The sequence below is a fragment of the Flavobacterium sp. KH_035 genome, assembly GCF_057839565.1.
The window spans coordinates 831,210-848,296 of the sequence record NZ_CM174492.1 but is presented as its reverse complement, the minus strand read 5'-3'; the positions used below and the strand labels follow the sequence as shown (position 1 = coordinate 848,296).

At 33.6% G+C, this 17,087-nt stretch carries 16 protein-coding genes; 14 read left to right on the top strand and 2 right to left on the bottom strand.

Translation table 11 applies throughout. The features are described 5' to 3' along the window. Nucleotides 1–192: 192 nt before the first annotated feature. The 10 genes from AC3IS6_RS03785 (at nt 193) to AC3IS6_RS03740 (ending at nt 8,429) form a co-directional block, all read left to right on the top strand. Nucleotides 193–1,533, top strand: a complete 1,341-nt coding sequence (locus tag AC3IS6_RS03785) for a bactofilin family protein (RefSeq protein ID WP_489163664.1) — start codon at nt 193–195, stop codon at nt 1,531–1,533. A 323-nt stretch (nt 1,534–1,856) separates the two neighbouring features. Next, nucleotides 1,857–2,390: a hypothetical protein gene (locus AC3IS6_RS03780; RefSeq protein ID WP_489163663.1), complete on the top strand. Its 534-nt coding sequence runs from the start codon at nt 1,857–1,859 to the stop codon at nt 2,388–2,390. 115 nt (nt 2,391–2,505) lie between these two features. Continuing rightward, nucleotides 2,506–2,949: a GNAT family N-acetyltransferase gene (locus AC3IS6_RS03775; RefSeq protein ID WP_489163661.1), complete on the top strand. Its 444-nt coding sequence runs from the start codon at nt 2,506–2,508 to the stop codon at nt 2,947–2,949. Between the two features lie 34 nt (nt 2,950–2,983). Then, nucleotides 2,984–3,724: a LytTR family transcriptional regulator DNA-binding domain-containing protein gene (locus tag AC3IS6_RS03770; protein ID WP_489163659.1), complete on the top strand. Its 741-nt coding sequence runs from the start codon at nt 2,984–2,986 to the stop codon at nt 3,722–3,724. A 101-nt stretch (nt 3,725–3,825) separates the two neighbouring features. Next, complete coding sequence (locus AC3IS6_RS03765; protein WP_489163657.1) at nt 3,826–4,386, top strand: hypothetical protein; 561 nt, start codon at nt 3,826–3,828, stop codon at nt 4,384–4,386. Nucleotides 4,387–4,462: 76 nt separating this feature from the next. Further along, nucleotides 4,463–4,912: a GNAT family N-acetyltransferase gene (locus AC3IS6_RS03760; RefSeq protein ID WP_489163655.1), complete on the top strand. Its 450-nt coding sequence runs from the start codon at nt 4,463–4,465 to the stop codon at nt 4,910–4,912. A 15-nt stretch (nt 4,913–4,927) separates the two neighbouring features. Continuing rightward, on the top strand, nt 4,928–5,299 hold the full coding sequence (locus AC3IS6_RS03755; RefSeq protein ID WP_489163653.1) for a hypothetical protein: 372 nt from the start codon (nt 4,928–4,930) through the stop codon (nt 5,297–5,299). Nucleotides 5,300–5,676: 377 nt separating this feature from the next. Continuing rightward, nucleotides 5,677–7,047 carry a hypothetical protein gene (locus tag AC3IS6_RS03750; RefSeq protein WP_489163651.1) on the top strand — a complete coding sequence of 457 codons (1,371 nt, stop codon included), beginning with the start codon at nt 5,677–5,679 and terminating at the stop codon, nt 7,045–7,047. An 8-nt stretch (nt 7,048–7,055) separates the two neighbouring features. Next, nucleotides 7,056–7,763 (top strand): hypothetical protein, encoded by a 708-nt coding sequence (locus AC3IS6_RS03745; protein WP_489163649.1) that lies wholly within the window; start codon nt 7,056–7,058, stop codon nt 7,761–7,763. A 27-nt stretch (nt 7,764–7,790) separates the two neighbouring features. Continuing rightward, nucleotides 7,791–8,429 (top strand): hypothetical protein, encoded by a 639-nt coding sequence (locus AC3IS6_RS03740; RefSeq protein WP_489163647.1) that lies wholly within the window; start codon nt 7,791–7,793, stop codon nt 8,427–8,429. Between the two features lie 62 nt (nt 8,430–8,491). On the opposite strand, the gene AC3IS6_RS03735 is transcribed toward AC3IS6_RS03740, so the two are convergent. Beyond that, nucleotides 8,492–9,853 carry a hydroxymethylglutaryl-CoA synthase family protein gene (locus AC3IS6_RS03735; protein ID WP_489163646.1) on the bottom strand — a complete coding sequence of 454 codons (1,362 nt, stop codon included), beginning with the start codon at nt 9,851–9,853 and terminating at the stop codon, nt 8,492–8,494. Nucleotides 9,854–10,174: 321 nt separating this feature from the next. On the opposite strand from AC3IS6_RS03735, the gene AC3IS6_RS03730 reads away from it, so the two are divergent. From AC3IS6_RS03730 to AC3IS6_RS03715, 4 genes are all read left to right on the top strand, one after another. Next, nucleotides 10,175–10,840 (top strand): succinate dehydrogenase cytochrome b subunit, encoded by a 666-nt coding sequence (locus AC3IS6_RS03730; protein WP_017497708.1) that lies wholly within the window; start codon nt 10,175–10,177, stop codon nt 10,838–10,840. A gap of 11 nt (nt 10,841–10,851) precedes the next feature. Further along, entirely contained in the window at nt 10,852–12,852 is a 2,001-nt protein-coding gene (locus AC3IS6_RS03725; protein ID WP_173966305.1) for a fumarate reductase/succinate dehydrogenase flavoprotein subunit, read from the top strand. A gap of 92 nt (nt 12,853–12,944) precedes the next feature. Beyond that, nucleotides 12,945–13,691, top strand: coding sequence for a succinate dehydrogenase/fumarate reductase iron-sulfur subunit (locus tag AC3IS6_RS03720; RefSeq protein ID WP_173966306.1), 747 nt, complete (start codon nt 12,945–12,947; stop codon nt 13,689–13,691). Between the two features lie 283 nt (nt 13,692–13,974). Continuing rightward, nucleotides 13,975–14,595, top strand: coding sequence for a DUF6037 family protein (locus AC3IS6_RS03715; RefSeq protein ID WP_489163643.1), 621 nt, complete (start codon nt 13,975–13,977; stop codon nt 14,593–14,595). 172 nt (nt 14,596–14,767) lie between these two features. Here AC3IS6_RS03715 and AC3IS6_RS03710 read toward each other — a convergent pair whose 3' ends face one another. Next, nucleotides 14,768–17,071 (bottom strand): family 20 glycosylhydrolase, encoded by a 2,304-nt coding sequence (locus tag AC3IS6_RS03710; RefSeq protein ID WP_489163641.1) that lies wholly within the window; start codon nt 17,069–17,071, stop codon nt 14,768–14,770. Nucleotides 17,072–17,087: the final 16 nt, after the last annotated feature.

The following is a 17,087-nucleotide window of genomic DNA, read 5'->3' as shown; positions in this document are numbered from 1 at the left end:
GATATTTAATTTTTTTTTTACATTTTTTGGTTTTGGTCGAAAACAAGTATTCACTTGTGGGATACATTTTGTAAATTGTTTTCCAATGTTGTAAAAATACAACTTTTCTTACTTGTTTTGATTTTGAAGAAATGACATTATCGCGTAATATTGTATAATCTAGCATAAAATAACTGCCCAATAAAAAATAAAATGCATTATTCAGGTTTCAAATTAATTACAATCAAAGAAGTCAAATCGCAATATCCAACTTTAATCGATCGAGAAGGTTTCGATTATTTTGAGGAATGGGAAGAGGAGAATTTCTTTTTGGTTGCGCCCGAAAGTGTAAATTTTGAAGGCAATTTTTATTTGGACCTTTATGAGGATAAAGAGAAAAAATGGCTTGCCGGGGTATTAAATCTTCCCTTAAAAGAAATGGGAGATCTTAGAATCGAGGGAGTCATAGTAGATGGGGATTTCTCTGTAAACGGAACAATTATAAATGCCGAAGGCGATTACGGACCTTATGTTTTTATTAAAGGAGATGTAAGTTGTCAAAGCATGCTGTTGGGAGGTTCGTATGTCGAAATTGAAGGTAATGTTACAGCCAAAGAAGTAGTGATGACTTGTTATAATCATGGTAATTTTAAATGTTCGGGCTGTATTGAAGCTCCGGTTTTTATAGTCGAAGATCATTATACCACAGTTGCGGATCGTAAAAATGACTTGTTTTATTATAATGATAAAACGGACGACATGGACCTTGAAAATGAATCCGAATATGATGAGGACAGTGACGAGGAAGTTATTTCAATGGAATTGCGCAAGCATCTGGAAAACCCGCTTATAACAACTTTTGAAGAACTAAAAAGAGAGTTGGAGAAAGGGGAGTTAGTTTTAAAAGGAAGTAATCCGTTGCTGAAAAATCAGGAATATTGGCAAAAGAGAGTTTCGTCCAATTACAGAGATTTAAAAATAGTTCCGCTGGAGTTTAAAACAGCAGCATTGTGCGAGATGGCACTGAATATCACCCATCATGCGTTACCGTTTGTGGACAAAGATTTTATTACGCCTGAAATTTGCGAGAAATTAGTGAGTAAAGATGGTTTTGCGCTTCAGGTAATTCCCGATCGATTTATAACCGAAGAACTTTGTTGGCAAGCAGCTCAAAGCGGAACATTGGTTTCATTGATTCCTAGTCATTTTTATTCAGAAGAATTAATTATAACGACTTTTAAAAACGGTAAACACGAACCGAACATTAATGATGTTCCTGCTGAATTTATCACCGATAGTTTGCTTGAAGCATATGTGAAAATTGGTAAAGGATTGTGGCTCGACAAGATTTGCAAAGAAAACGAAAAGGATAAATTATCCATTTTAAAAAGTGTCATCGATTCCGGAATACAGCATCTTGACACTATTTTTGGGAATCACTTTAGTAAAGAAGTTGTTGATTATGCAACTTCGGTTTATGATTATGAAATTTATAAAGAGGAATGGAATGCTTATGTTGTGAAATATAAGCAGAAATTTGAGCGAATTGGTTAAAAAAAAAATCAAGAAAAATGTTGTACGGCCAGCCCCATATTGATACTAAAATAAGTTTATTTATAGTCGCTTTTCGTTTATTTGCTGTTTCGGCGATGATGTCAGTTGTCATTATCACTGTTTTTAAAAAATGGAAAGAAATAAGTTTTTCCGACATAATAAAATCGAATCTTATTTTCTATGGAATATTTGTGTTATTGTGCTTAACTAGCTTTTTCCTGAACTTTTATATTTTGAGTTTTAGTCGAAAAAATGATTTCATTGAAAAAATGATTTTCATATTATTGTTTTTAATTTTCTTTACTTTTCAAGCATATCTGTTTTTGAAATTCTGGAAAAAAAGGATTGTCGGCACATTCTTAAAAAGATATACTGTTTTGACAATAGGGTTCTATTTTTTCTCTTTAGGGTATATTATTGTAAGTTATTTTCCATCAGATGCATGGTATAAACATTTGTTATTTTCTACAAAGTATTTTTTTCAGCCTAATGTTAAAGAGGTTTTGTTACTTGATAATTCAACACTACGAATAGACTCTGCAGTTACAATTATTGATTCTTTTAGTAACAGGAGAAGTTATAGAAAAGAAATTTTGTTTAGGATCTATTTCAAATCTCATTATGTAAAAGAGGTTCCGTTTTCTTTTAAGCTTTTAGATAGTTTGAATTCTACTGGAGGAACATCTAATGAAGTAAAATTTAAAGATATTTATTTGAAGAAGCTAAATGATTCGATTGGAGTTGTAGTTGAACAAGTTGATTTTGCAAATAAGATAGGTTGGGATAGTCCAAGAAAAACGGATACTATTGAGTTTGTAAAAAAGAAGATACGAAAAATTAATAGGCAGGATTTATAAATAGTTTTAGGAATGTGAGTCTGTTGTAAGTATTTCTATGGCAAGTAAACATTTTAAAACTTAATGGAGTTGTTGGTGTATATGAAAGAACTTATTTTTAATAGAAGGGCAGAAAATGATGGAAAATCGAAAAATCCAAATCAGAAAAGTAGAAAAACAGGATTTAGATTTTGTTTACCAAGCTATAAACGAACTTGAAAATGAAATTTTAGATTTTGAAGTTTTTAAGAAAATATTCGAAGAAAACATTTCAAATAAAAAGAATGTTTATCTAATTGCCGAAAATGAAATTGAAGGGTTAGGTTTTATTAGCTTTCACACCCAAAATCTCCTTCATCATTGCGGTTTGGTGGGCGAAATTCAGGAGTTTTTTATTCATCAAAATTATCGCGGGAAAGGCATTGGAAGGCAATTAATAAATGAGATTTTGCAGTATGCCGATCGGAATAATTTGAAAAGTATTGAAGTAACCACTAATAAAAGACGAGTGGAAAATGTACTGATTTACGAAAGTCTTGGTTTTGGGTTAACGCATAACAAGTTTACAATTTATAAGTAACGGAAAAAACAGGACATAACTATTCTCTAGTTAAATGAAACAATTGAATACATCTCTAAAACACAATCTAATAGTAGGTTTGCTTATAGCCTTATGGATTTTTGTTTTTGCTTTTATCATAAGACCTTTCGATGATGGAACATTGAATTTTTGGACATGGTTTTTAATGAGCATCGGTTTTAGTGTAACAGCATTGGTATGTTATGCTTTTCTTGCGATTGTTCAAAGGAGGGTTTACAAAAAGATAGCAAAGTGGAATATGGGTCTCGAAGCAGTAAGTCTTATCTTTTTTTACCTGATTTATTTCATTGCAGTTTTTGGATATTACAAAAGCCCGATTTTAAATGGAGGATATCGTTTTACGGAATTCTTCACTATAATATTTATTAAAGTCACTTTAGTTTTAACTCCCGTAATCGTTCTGGCCAGAAGATATTTGCTTAAACTGATTCCGGTAAAAGAAGATCTTTTAGTTATTAAAGGTGAAAACAAATTAGATATTTTAAAAATCAAAACAAGCGATTTGGTTTGCATCTCTAATGCGCAAAACTACGTGGAGATTTTTTATACCGAAAATGATCAGCTGCGTTCAAAATTGATTCGTACTTCGCTCAAAAAACTTCAGGACGATTTTGCTTTTTTAGTTCAAATACACCGTTCACATTTGATAAATCCACTCCATTTTAAATCTTGGAGAAATCAAAATACGATTGTGCTAACCCAAATTGAACTTCCGGTTTCTAAGAGTTTTAAAGAAAATTTACTGGCCTTATAATTTCGTACCTAAAACGATATGTTTTGTACCTAAGTCAGTAAAATAGGCAATTAAGCTGGTTTTTCGTTTTAGGTTTGTTTTTTCAATTTTTAAAATAAATTATGAAAACAAAACATTTTTGCCTCCTCGGATTGCTGTTTTTCGGGATCAGTTATTTACTATTTTCTAAAGTTTTACCGGACATTCAAAGCCCAATTGATTTTGCACATTGGTTCAATCTTGTCGGAGCTTGTTTTTTGGTAGCATTTAATGATGTTTTTCCTAAAAATAAGTTGAATGCTGTAGCCTCTTTTATAACAACTATGGGTGTTATTGCGCACATTGGTCTTTGTACGATTGATTTTATAATGTCAAGTTTTGGAGATAACGATGCCGCGAGAGAAGCTTTAAGCATTCATATTAGTAATACACCCTTGATTTTATATCCGTTTATTATTGTTGGACCTTCGTTGCTTTTTATAGGTTTGGCGATCCATGCTTTAAACTTTATAAAAACTCATTTGATCTTTGTCTTAATGGTTGTTTTTGCTGCGCCTGCAGTTGGTTTTTCATTTTTCATTTTAAAAAATGGCGTTTTTATGTTGTTGAGTTGTATTGTTTTTCTAGTAGGATTAGGTTTGCTTCTTTATAGAAAAGAGACCCCGGAAGCAAATACAGTATAAGTCAATTGAGAAATAGTCTTCTAGTAGATTAGAACTTTTGTTTTAATTCATATCTTCGCTTTCATCTTGTATAAAAATGAGGATAGAAAAAGCAAATACAACCGATAGCGAAATTCTAACACAAATAACCAAGAAGTCAAAAGCTTATTGGGGATATTCGGCAGAGCAAATTCAAAAGTGGGAGGTGAGCCTTACTATTTCTCAAGATTATATAAGGGAGCATGATGTATTCAAATTGGTAAAGGATAACGTAATAATTGGTTATTATTCTTATCTTTTTGAAGATGGAAAGAATGTAAAAATGGATAATCTGTTTATCCTGCCTGAGTATATTGGTAAAGGTTTTGGCAAATACCTGTTTCTCGATTTTTTAGACCGAATGAAAGAAGCTGAAATTCGAACCATTCAACTCGATTCAGAGCCAAATGCTGAAGGTTTTTATTCAAAAATGGGTTTTGTGAAAATCGGAGCATTCGAAACCGCAATAAAAGACAGGTTTATGCCCGTTATGGAAATGAAATTATAATAAATCAAACCAAAATTGAAAAACTATACAAAATACCTACTTTCGCTCTTTATGGCTTTTGTCGTGATTGCGAGTGATGGTACTTTAGTTTCTCCCTCAAAATCGGCAGATTATTACCAATCTTCATTTGTGATTTTGAGACGAGAATTAGATTTTTCTAGTTCCCGATTATACAAGTTTGCAAAATCAACTTCCCGAACAAAAACAATGTTTTCGATTGTTCTTGATTATCTTTCTAATAAAGATGTTTTTAGTTTTCAAATTCGGGTAATTCAAAATTTACAAATATTTCTTTTTCAGAAATTAAGTTCATTTATAAAACAATCTGTTTTTGTAAATGAAACAATTCATTCCGGTAATTTCAAAACAAGTTTATACATAGCTTAATTTTTTGAGCTTTTATGCGCTTCAACGCATACGATGATAAAATAATGTCTAATCATTTATCATTTTTAAAATGTATAAACACAATAATCAAAAACGTTTAGAGCAATCTAAGCGACCACTTCATTGGATAAAAAGAAAATTCATAGTAATACTAACTGCTTTCATGCTGGGAATGTCACACGGAATGAATGTGCATGACGAAGCTCTTAAAGGAAATCAAAACTATACGGAACAACACAAGAAGGATTGATTATTGATTTCCTAGTATTTGCCTAAAAGACCGTCTGTTTTCTTGAAAAATAAAAAGAAAACAGACGGTAAATGTTAATTTTTTTAATAGTTTTGGACAAATTCCTACGCAACTCTTAACCCAATTTATGAATAAAAAAACTAAGTTTTTTAAAAACGTATTATTACTTCAGTTTATCCCCGTTTTTTTATTAGGTGTTTTTATACTCTCTAATCCGAAAAGTCAAAAAGTAATCAGAATTAGAGAACTTCATCCTTATGAGTTTAATTATGGTTATGCTATTCCATTATTCGTTTTTGGTATTGGTTTGGTTCTTGCGCTTTTTAGTTTGTTTTCAAAACAAGAAGATGTCTTGGTTGATGAATCAGAAATTTTGAAAATAAAACGCAGACAGAATTTCTGGAAATTTGCCTTTTATTGTAATGTTTTTACTTTGTTATTCATTGCAGTTGTATCAGTAGGTGTTTTTCGACAAGATTCATTTGTAATTGATCAGCCTGTTCTTTTCTATAGTTTGATTTTTTTAAGATGCTTAGTTGTTTTGTTATTAAGTTTAGTGGTGGCTTCTTTTTTTCTCGTATCTGGAATTTACTGGAAATCAAATAAAACATTGGCCTCTATTATTCTGATATTTGGTTTTTTTATAATTATTGTTGCTTTTGTTTTTGACGTTGTTTTTGTAAGGCAATTCATAAATAATTCTGAGAATTATGTGAGGCATAAAAATGAAAAAAGAGTTTTGGTAAATGAAGGGGAAGATTCTGAAGAATATTCAGAAAGTGAGGATAGTTATGAGGGCGAATATGGTGAACAAGGAAAAGAAAGTAATTACAAAGAAAGTGAAGAAAGTGAAGAAAGTGAAGAAAACCAGGAAAGTGACTATGAATCAAGTGAAGAAGTAAAAAAACTACAGGCTCTGGTATTGGATAAGTCAACGGTTGTTGATTCATGGAACGCAATGAGGGATGATTTTTTCGTAAAAAAGATCGGAAATTCATTTGACTTAGTGGGACTTAGGATGTATGTGTATAGTGTTCTTGCAGGACAAACATATGATAATGATTATCGTGTGATTAATTTTATTTCGCATCTAAAAGACCGCCCCGTGCGTCTTTATGATGGGCTTCAAAGTTATAAGTGGATTCTTTTTAGTACAGTTTCGAAAGAAACATATCGTAGTAATCAGTTTGATCAAGTCGTTGATGCGTTGTTATTTACGTATCACGATGTAGGTGAAGATGCTGGAAAACTAGATCTAATTTACGAGATTATGCAAAACAATATAGATTCTGATGAAAATAATATTGGAAAATTTTTACCGGAAATTAAAAAGGTTTGTTCTCCTTACGTAATAAAAGAGCTTAAAAAAAATAAAGGTTTTTATAAGTCCAATTCAGATATTGTGTGGTTTTACAGTTTTTGGGCAAGAAGAAATAAGGAAGGTAATAAGGATGTGGTTTATAAGGTTTTGAGAGAAATACGAGTACATTATATTTAAATTTTAAAATGATAAAATCTTACAAAATAATTTTAATTGTTCAGTTTTTTGTATTAACTGTATTTGGTTTTGTGCTTTATAATATAGAGTATGGTATTGCTTTTGCGGTTATTCCAAAATTGATTTTACTTTTAATCGGTTTCTTTCTTTTGATGATATTAGGTATTTCGATCCTCATTCAGCGTTTGATAATTTCTATTTTACAGTCCGATTCAGAGGTTGAGGATTTAGAAAACAGCAACGAAGATAAATTCTGGCGTATTTCTTTTTTTGCGAATCTGGTTGTTGGTGCCATAGTATTTCTGTCTTCTGTTATTTGTGTGATAATAGATTTTGGAATAGGTATAAAAGACTATTCTGGTTTCGGATTACGATTTTCTATTTTTTTGGGAATTCTGTTTATCGCGAGCTTGGTTATAGGGCTTTTTTTAAGGATAAAAGATTCGGTTAATGAAGTAAGCGGACTTCTAGGTGGTTTAATGATACTTCTTTCGGTTCTTATTTTTGGAAGTTCTTTATATTTTGGATTGAATCAATTAATTTCACCACAGTATTCCTCAAGTGAAATAAGTAAAGCGATTCCTTTTGTTCCGGAAGTTGATGAAACCGAAGTAGCTCAGGATAGTGCTTATGCAGCTATAGACAGTACTATGGTTGATAGTACAGCTACATTTGGGCAGGACGAAATTACGGATGAAGAATTATCAGATGAGTAAGAGGATGATTATTACGGTTTTAAAAGAATGAAACCAACTGGTGTAAAATCAACAGGGTTTTTTAAGGAATATTTTGACAGAAGTTATACCGATACCAAAGTGCGAAATCTAATCCAGTATTTTCTGGCAGATTTCTTAAATTTAAAAAAAGGAGAGTATTATATCAGTACAAAAAATGTAATCGACACGGAATCTCAGATTGCTGAATATTCAGAAATAAAACATGTGGGTAAAGTATTGAGAGTTGATAATGAGGCTCTTGCAAAATCGTTTAAAAGTTACAGCCCTATTATTTATTCTTTGTTGTCTAAGAAAATTTACGTTGAATCAAATTTAAAACAGCTTGTAGATGTGTTGATTGCTAGCAGAGATGATGTTTCTAATACAGATGATGCCTCTAAAGCAATGGATAAAGTTTATAACATGATGATTTCCAGGACGAATAGGGATTCTCCAACCGATTGCTATCGAAAGATTGCACCTTACATTTCCAATAGTACCTTAGCTTTATTAAAGAAGAAAGCCTATGCAATCGGAGGAAGTAGTGAGGAAGCTGCAGCGATAATAGTTTATAGTTTTTGGGCTAGAAGATATCATGATGGGAATGATACTGTAGTTTATGATATTTTGAAGGAAATAAAAAAACACTACGGTGAAAGGGAATAAAAATTCTAATAAAAAAACCGAAGCAAACTGCTTCGGTTTTTTATTGGAATTTGGAATTTTACTTAATCTATCCATTTATAATATCTCGCCCCAATCAAATTTGGGATCTCTTTTTCGATTCGGTCTAGAATCCATTCGTTTTTTGGAGTTCTGATACTTTGTTTTTGTTCTTTTTTATGAAGGCCTTCGTAAGTGTTGAAATCAATTTCTGTGCTTTCTTCCAGATTTTCAAAAAGCTTCACGTTTTCCAGTGCAGCTTTCCATTCCGGCTGGATTGTACCTTCAAAAACTTTCGATTTCGATCCGCTTCCGTAAGCTAAAAATCCAAATTGAGTTCCGGTGATTTCTTTATTGGTGTCATAAAAATGAGCCAAAGTCGATAACAATCCCATGAAAATAGAACCCGTATAAAGGTTCCCAATTAAAGACGAAGCTAATTCAGCAGGTTGTAATTTTTTGGTCACGAATTCTCTGTATGCATCCGATTTTGCGACTTCTTTGATTTTGTTTTGGTAATCTGCAGGTTCGATGTTTTCTGAAATGATTTTGTCAGCGTGGTCTAAAGCGTAAATTTCAGACAACATTCTGCGTCCTTGAAAAGAGTAGGGAAGATGCATGATTATGCTATTCCAGGAATTGTATAAAGTTTCAGTTGTATTCTTTAATTTCTTAAATGAAAAATAAGCAGCTCTCGTACGATCCATATAACATTGATTCGAATACTGTCCGTCAAAAACAGGCTGGTCTTTATGGATTTCGATCTCGGCTTCTAAATTATCAAACCACGGATCATTGTCTTCGTTTTTTGTAATCGTTTCTTTCGAAATGCTTCGGTAGGGTTTGAAAAAATCAAAGACTCCTTTTGTACTTGTCGCCCAATTGTTGTCAAAAGCAATGATTCTTGGGTTTGAAGTCACTAACATTGCTAATGCTCCGGCGCCTTGTGTGTATTCTCCGGTAGAGTTTAAATCGTATTTGGCAAAGTCGGTTGTTACGACAATTGCTTTTTTGGCTGGATTCAGTTTTACAAAATCAATACAGTTTTGCAAAGCGTCAACACCACCAATACAGGCAAAAGTAAAATCGACTACATCACATTCTGCCAAAGTATCCTCGCCGAATTTTTGCTCTATCAAACTAATTAAGAACGAACTAATAGGCTTCGAACTGTCGATGGCGCTTTCGGTTCCGACATAGATCCTGCTAATTTCGTTTAGATTGATATTGTGGTCAAGAATAAGTTTGGTTAAAGCATTGGCGCCAAAAACTACCGGATCTTGATGAATATCAGGTAAAGTCATTTTAAGTAGTCCAAGGCCTTTTTCTAATTTTTCGGGTTCAATATTTCTGGCAGTTGCCAAAGTTTTTATGGGTAAATGTATGTTGGCTACATCAAAAGAAATAGCGTCAATTCCTGTTTTCATTGTCATTTTTTTTGAAGCCGATAAAGGTAAAATTATGCTCTTAAAATTCAGTTGTTTTCATTCAATAAAATTCGGGCTCCCTTTACTTTTGAGGAAAACAGAGCAAAAAGGGGTGAAAAATAACAATTTGGTAATTATATAAAAACTAGGAATTCGTTAAAATCACTTGCGAAAAATTTCTATTTTCTTGTTTTTAAATAATTTGCAATAATATCGGAGAAAGCTCTTTAAAATCATTATAAATAACAGCGAAATGGTTGTAGTTGATGTCTAATTGCTTTATTTTTGTCTAATTTTTTAAAACAAACTACTTTAACACTTATGGCACAATCTGCACTATTGAATGCTTCCATCTTAAAGAAAGTGGCTATGGCTCTTTCGGGAATATTCTTAATCACGTTTTTAGCGCTGCATGTTTCCTTAAATTTTATTTCTATTATTAGTGAAGACGTTTTTAACGAAGCTTCTCACTTTATGGGATACAATCCGCTGATTCAATATGTAATGCAACCTGTTTTAGCAATCGGAGTAATTTTCCATTTCGTAATGGGATTTGTATTGACTGCTCAAAATAGCGCGGCAAGACCAATTGCTTATGCAAAATACAACGGAGCTGCTAATGCTTCATGGACTTCTAGAAATATGATTATTTCGGGGTTGGTTATTTTGGCTTTCTTAGGATTGCATTTCTATGATTTTTGGTTTCCTGAAGTTACTTATAAGTATATTGCAGGTACAGCACCGGATGCAACAAGATATTATGGAGAACTAGTGCATAAGTTTCATGATCCAATTCGTACAGGTATTTATTGTATATCATTTGTGTTGTTAGGGTTTCACCTTTGGCACGGATTCAGTTCATCTCTTCAATCTGTAGGGATGCACAATAAGTATTCTCGATTCTTAAGTAAAGTTGGTTATGGATTTGCGGTTGTAGTACCGGCACTTTTCGTTATCATCGCATTATTTCATCATTTCAATAATTAATATCAATTATAATGGCATTAGATTCAAAAATTCCAAATGGTCCAATATCGGACAAATGGACAAATTATAAAGATCATATTAATTTAGTAAACCCTGCTAACAAACGTAATTTAGATATTATTATTGTAGGTACAGGTTTGGCTGGAGGTTCTGCTGCGGCTACTTTGGCTGAATTAGGATATAACGTAAAAGCTTTCTGTTTTCAGGATTCACCACGTCGTGCGCACTCTATCGCAGCACAAGGGGGAATCAATGCTGCAAAAAATTATAAAGGTGACGGTGACTCTGTTTATAGATTATTTTATGATACTGTAAAAGGAGGTGACTATCGTGCACGTGAGGCAAACGTTCACCGTTTGGCTGAAGTTTCTGCTAATATTATCGACCAGTGTGTGGCTCAAGGGGTGCCATTGGCTCGTGAATATGGTGGATTATTGGATAACCGTTCTTTTGGAGGAACATTGGTTTCCCGTACATTTTACGCACAAGGACAAACCGGACAACAATTATTGTTAGGAGCTTACTCTGCAATGAACCGTCAGATTGGTCGTGGAAAAGTAAAAATGTACAACCGTCACGAAATGCTTGATATTGTTATCGTGAACGGAAAAGCGAGAGGTATTATCGCTCGTAATTTAATTACAGGAGAAATCGAAAGACACTCTGCTCATGCAGTAGTAGTAGGTTCAGGAGGATACGGAAACGTATTTTTCTTATCTACAAATGCTATGGGAAGTAACGCAACAGCAGCTTGGAAAATACATAAAAAAGGAGCGTATTTTGCGAATCCTTGTTACACACAAATTCACCCAACTTGTATTCCGGTTTCAGGAGATCACCAGTCTAAACTGACTTTGATGTCTGAATCGTTACGTAATGACGGTCGTATTTGGGTTCCTGCGAAATTAGAAGATGCTAAAGCAATTCGTGAAGGAAAGAAAAAAGCAACTGATTTATCTGAAGCGGAAAGAGATTATTTCTTAGAAAGAAGATATCCTGCTTTTGGTAACTTAGTACCTCGTGACGTGGCGTCTCGTGCTGCAAAAGAAAGATGTGATGCTGGTTTTGGAGTTAATAAAACCGGAGAAGCTGTTTACTTAGATTTCGCAGCAGCAATTCAACGTTACGGAACGGAAGATGCTTACGTAAAAGGTTTGGATGATAAAGACACTGCTTTGGTGACTAAGTTAGGAGCTGCGATCGTGAAAAGTAAATACGGAAACTTATTCCAGATGTACTACAAAATCGTTGATGAGGATCCTTATACAACGCCAATGATGATTTATCCAGCAGTTCACTACACTATGGGTGGAACTTGGGTTGATTATAATTTAATGACTACAATTCCGGGATGTTTCTCAATTGGAGAATCTAACTTCTCTGATCACGGAGCAAACAGACTTGGAGCTTCGGCTTTGATGCAAGGTTTAGCTGATGGATATTTCGTATTGCCTTATACTATTGGAGATTATTTAGCTCCGGATATTAAAATGGGAGAAATTTCTACAGAGTTACCGGAATTCTTAGAAGCAGAAAAAGCGGTAAAAGATCAAATCGACAGATTTATCAATAATAAAGGAACTCATTCTGTAGATTATTTCCATAAGAAATTAGGAAAAATCATGTGGGATAAAGTTGGTATGGCTCGTAATGCTAAAGGTTTGACTGAAGCTATCGAAGAAATTGCTGCTTTACGTGAAGAGTTTTATAAAGATGTAAAAGTGCCAGGAAGCGCTAACGAATTTAATCAGGAATTAGAAAAAGCGACACGTGTTGCCGATTTCTTAGAATTAGGAGAATTGTTCGCGAAAGATGCTTTACACCGTAATGAGTCTTGTGGAGGTCACTTCCGTGAGGAGTATCAGACAGAAGAGGGAGAAGCACTTCGTGATGACGAAAACTTTGCATACGTTGCAGCCTGGGAATACAAAGGAAAACCAAGTGATGCAGTATTACACAAAGAACCTCTAATTTACGAAAACATTAAATTAGTACAGCGTAGTTACAAATAGCAATTTGTCAAGAGACAAAAGTCTTAAAGTCAAATGGCTCAATGTTAGCTGACTTTCGACTTTCGACTTTATGACCTTCAAACTAAAACAGTATGAAACTTACATTAAAAATATGGCGTCAGAAAAACGCCCAAGATAAAGGAGGAATAGTTGATTACCCAATTGACGGAATCGAACCAGATATGTCTTTCCTTGAAATGCTTGACGTTCTTAACGAACAATTAATCAATAAAGGTGAAGAGCCGGTTGCATTTGACCACGATTGTCGCGAAGGAATTTGCGGAATGTGTTCATTATTCATCAATGGTGAAGCACACGGACCAGATAGAGGAGTAACTACTTGCCAGTTACACATGCGTATGTTTAAAGATGGAGATACGATTTTTATCGAACCATTTAGAGCAAAAGCTTTCCCGGTAATTAAAGATTTAGTAGTTGACAGAAGTTCTTTTGACAGAATTCAGCATGCAGGAGGTTTTATCTCGGTAAATACTTCTGGGAATACAATTGATGCCAATACAATTCCAATCAATAAACACGATGCAGATAAATCATTTGATGCTGCAGCTTGTATTGGTTGTGGAGCTTGTGTAGCAACTTGTAAAAACTCATCGGCAATGTTATTTGTTGGAGCAAAAGTTTCTCAATATGCATTGTTGCCTCAAGGTAAAGTTGAAGCAGTTGATCGTGTTTTAAACATGGTACACCAAATGGATTTAGAAGGTTTCGGTAACTGTACTAATACAGGAGCTTGTGAAATCGAATGTCCAAAAGGAATTTCTCTTGAAAATATTGCACGTATGAACCGTGAGTATTTATCAGCAAGTTTGAAAGGATAATCTAAACATACATTTAGTTTATATAGGAACGCATTCATTAAGTTGGATGCGTTTTTTTTGTGTGACTTACTCAATTATTGTTAAAATTCTTTTTGATTGATTGTAGTAAAAATTATATAACCTATTTTTATGGGAGAGGACATTTGATAAAGTAGGTAAAAAAAGTTGATTGAGCTTATTCTAATATATTTATAACTTATAAAGAATTGTTTGATTTTTTTCTGGTTTAAATTTATTGGTAATTCTTACTTGGTTTAGATTATAAATATCTTAATACAAATTTATGGCATTATTTGATAATTTTAGGTTTCTTAAGGAAGATTTGGAAAATAACGGTTGGATACTTGAGGCTTTTAATTTCAATTACAAGGGAAATAATTACATTGTTCTTGCGAAACTATATTTAAAAGGAGAAGAAAAACCTAAATACGCTCTTTTAAAAACAGAATTTATTAAGGCAGATGATTTCAATAGAAGCTTAACACTTTCAGTAAATTCAAAAGGATTTACAGATATAGATATTAAATCGTTTAGGTTGTTTTTCAATATTGAATATTCTAGAAATTTGGGTGAAATAATAAAACAATTTACTGAACGTTTTTCTAGTTTTATACCAAATCAAATCAATTTTAACAAATCCAAACTGCAGAAGCAATGTTTGGTATTTAGTTTATCAAAAAGCGATAATCAGGATCCTAATAAGATATATTGCTTTAAAGTCAAAAGAAATCCTGATAATCAACTCAGAACTTCTTTTAACGACAATAAAACCAGAATATTGAGATCAAATCTATATTTAAAATTTAAAGAAGAGCCGACAATAAGTTTTTGTTACTCATTGGAAAGAAGTAATGAAAAAAATGACGAAGAAATAATGGAGAAATTTGCGAATAGAAATAGTTAAAGTATGAATTCAATAAAACTATTAAAAGTTGCGTGATGCGCAAAGTATCTAGACTTAGTTTATGTTCCAATTTGTTTTGTTTTTTGATTATTGTTGTGATTTAAAAGGCAGGGACTTTTAAATCACAACAATAAGTATCAAAAAAAATACCTTAGTAGGTGCTTTTTATACACTACTCATAATAGAATTGCGAAGCACTTATTTCCTGTTTTTCTTTTCCTTCGGGCTGAATGAAACAGGTTAAAGTTGTTCCGCCAATCTGATCAAAGTAACTGATGTTGATTTTATGAAAACCTTTTTCAAGTTTGGCGGTTCCGTAAGCTTCGTTGAGCCAATGAATCCCATCATTGTTAACGATTAGCTCATTGTCGATAAAAAGCTTCGATCCGTCGTCTGAAAGCGTTGAAAACGTATAATTTCCGGTTTCCGGGATATAGAGGTATCCGTCGAATTTTAAGCCAATATAGCGCTCTTTTTTCGTTTTCCATTTTTCACTGCTCACAGTGCCTTCAAAAATTCCGGAATTTGCAGGTTTTACTAAATCTAAATCCTGAACCTGTTGGAATAGTGTTCCTGTAAAATACTCATATTTTAGTCCTTTCTTAGTCGGTTTTTGTGCTAAAGCGGGTTTTAAATCCGGATTTCGGATTATTATTTTGTTGATAGAGCTTCTTCTTCCGCTTGGGCTAATCTGAACTGTTTTGATGGTCCTTAATTCTCCTTGTGGAATATTTATGGCTACCGGTTTGGTATATAGTTCTGCTGTCTCATCCGGGTTATAACCGTCTATGGTGTAAAAAATTTGCCCGTTTTTGATCGTTGGTTTCAGATCTAAGGTGTATTTTGAAGTGATCAAAGCTGTTTCATTTGCGCCAAAGGGTGTTGGGACTTTGTAGAGTCTTTTTTGTGCTTCTAGTTTTTCTAAATGATGCGGCATTCGATTTAGAACAAAATTATCATAATTTTTATTTTGTGGTTCTGTCCAGGCGATCTCTGCCAAAGCAAACATTCGGGGATAAAGTTGGTAGTTTAATTTAGCCGGACTCGTTAAATACTCCGACCACAAATTAGACTGCACACCCATAATGTATTTTTGTTCGTCAATAGTCAGACTGTCCACCGAAGTGGGGTTGTATTGGTACATTTTTTCTACGGTCACTAATCTTCCAACGGTTAAAGGCTCATTTGGAGAATACGCTTGGTTATAGTCAAGATACAAAACTTGCTCTGGATTCATGATTACGAAGTGTTTTTGTTTGGCTGCGGCAATTCCTCCCGATTCTCCACGCCAGGACATTACTGCTGCGTTTGGAGCCAGTCCGCCTTCCAGCATTTCGTCCCAACCCAGAATTTGTTTTCCGTTGGAATTCAGGAATTTTTCGATTCTGGTGGTGAGATAACTTTGTAATTCATGTTCGTTTTTTAAACCTAAGTCTTTGATTCTTTTTTGGCAATTCGGGCATTCTTTCCATCTTGCTTTTGGACATTCATCACCACCAATGTGAATGTATTTGCTTGGAAACAAAGCCATAACTTCGGTTAGAACATCTTCGAGGAAGGTAAAGGTTTCTTCTTTTCCGGCACAGAATATGTCTTCAAATACGCCCCAGTATTCAATAACTTTATAGGGGCGATCCGGAAAACAGGATAAATGCGGGTAAGCGGTAACTGCTGCTGTGGCATGCCCCGGCATTTCGATTTCCGGAATAACGTTTACATAATGTTCTTCTGCAAATTTTACAATGTCTTTGATTTCTTCCTGGGTATAAAAACCACCGTACGGATTTCCGTCAAAAAAATAAGGAAATCTTTCGAATTTATTTCCGACTAAAGTTTGTGCCCGTTTAGATCCTACTTCGGTCAATTTTGGGTATTTTTTAATCTCAATTCTCCATCCCTGATCGTCAGTTAAGTGCCAGTGAAAGTTGTTTAATTTATAACTGGCCATTTGTGCGATAAAATCTTTTATAACATCAACAGAGAAAAAGTGACGGCAAACATCTAAGTGTAAACCGCGATATCCGTATCTGGGCTCGTCTTCGATAGTAACACAGGGTAATTTTACCTCTTGATTTTTGGGTTTGTTCGGAAGCATTTGTAATAAACTCTGAACTCCATAAAACAGTCCCTCTTCACTTCCGGTAACGGTAATTTTTTTTGAGGTAATACTTATTTTATAGGCTTCTTTTTTTAACGATGCAGATGGGTTTTTAGTAATAAATAAAACTTCAATGTTGCTTTTTTTATTGGGCGTATTTGTGTTTATGGCGGATTCAAAAAGGTTCGCAGTTTTTTGTTCTTTGGTACTGAATTTATTGTGCTCAAAAACTACTTTAATTTGTCCGTTTAAACGAATGCTGTCCCCGGTTGCTTTATAAGAATTGGGAGCAGGAATTATCGAATTAGTAGTAGAGGAAGTTTGAGCACTTCCAAAGGAAAAACAAAATATTAAAAGGAGAAATATATTTTTTCGCATGGTTACTTTTTATGTT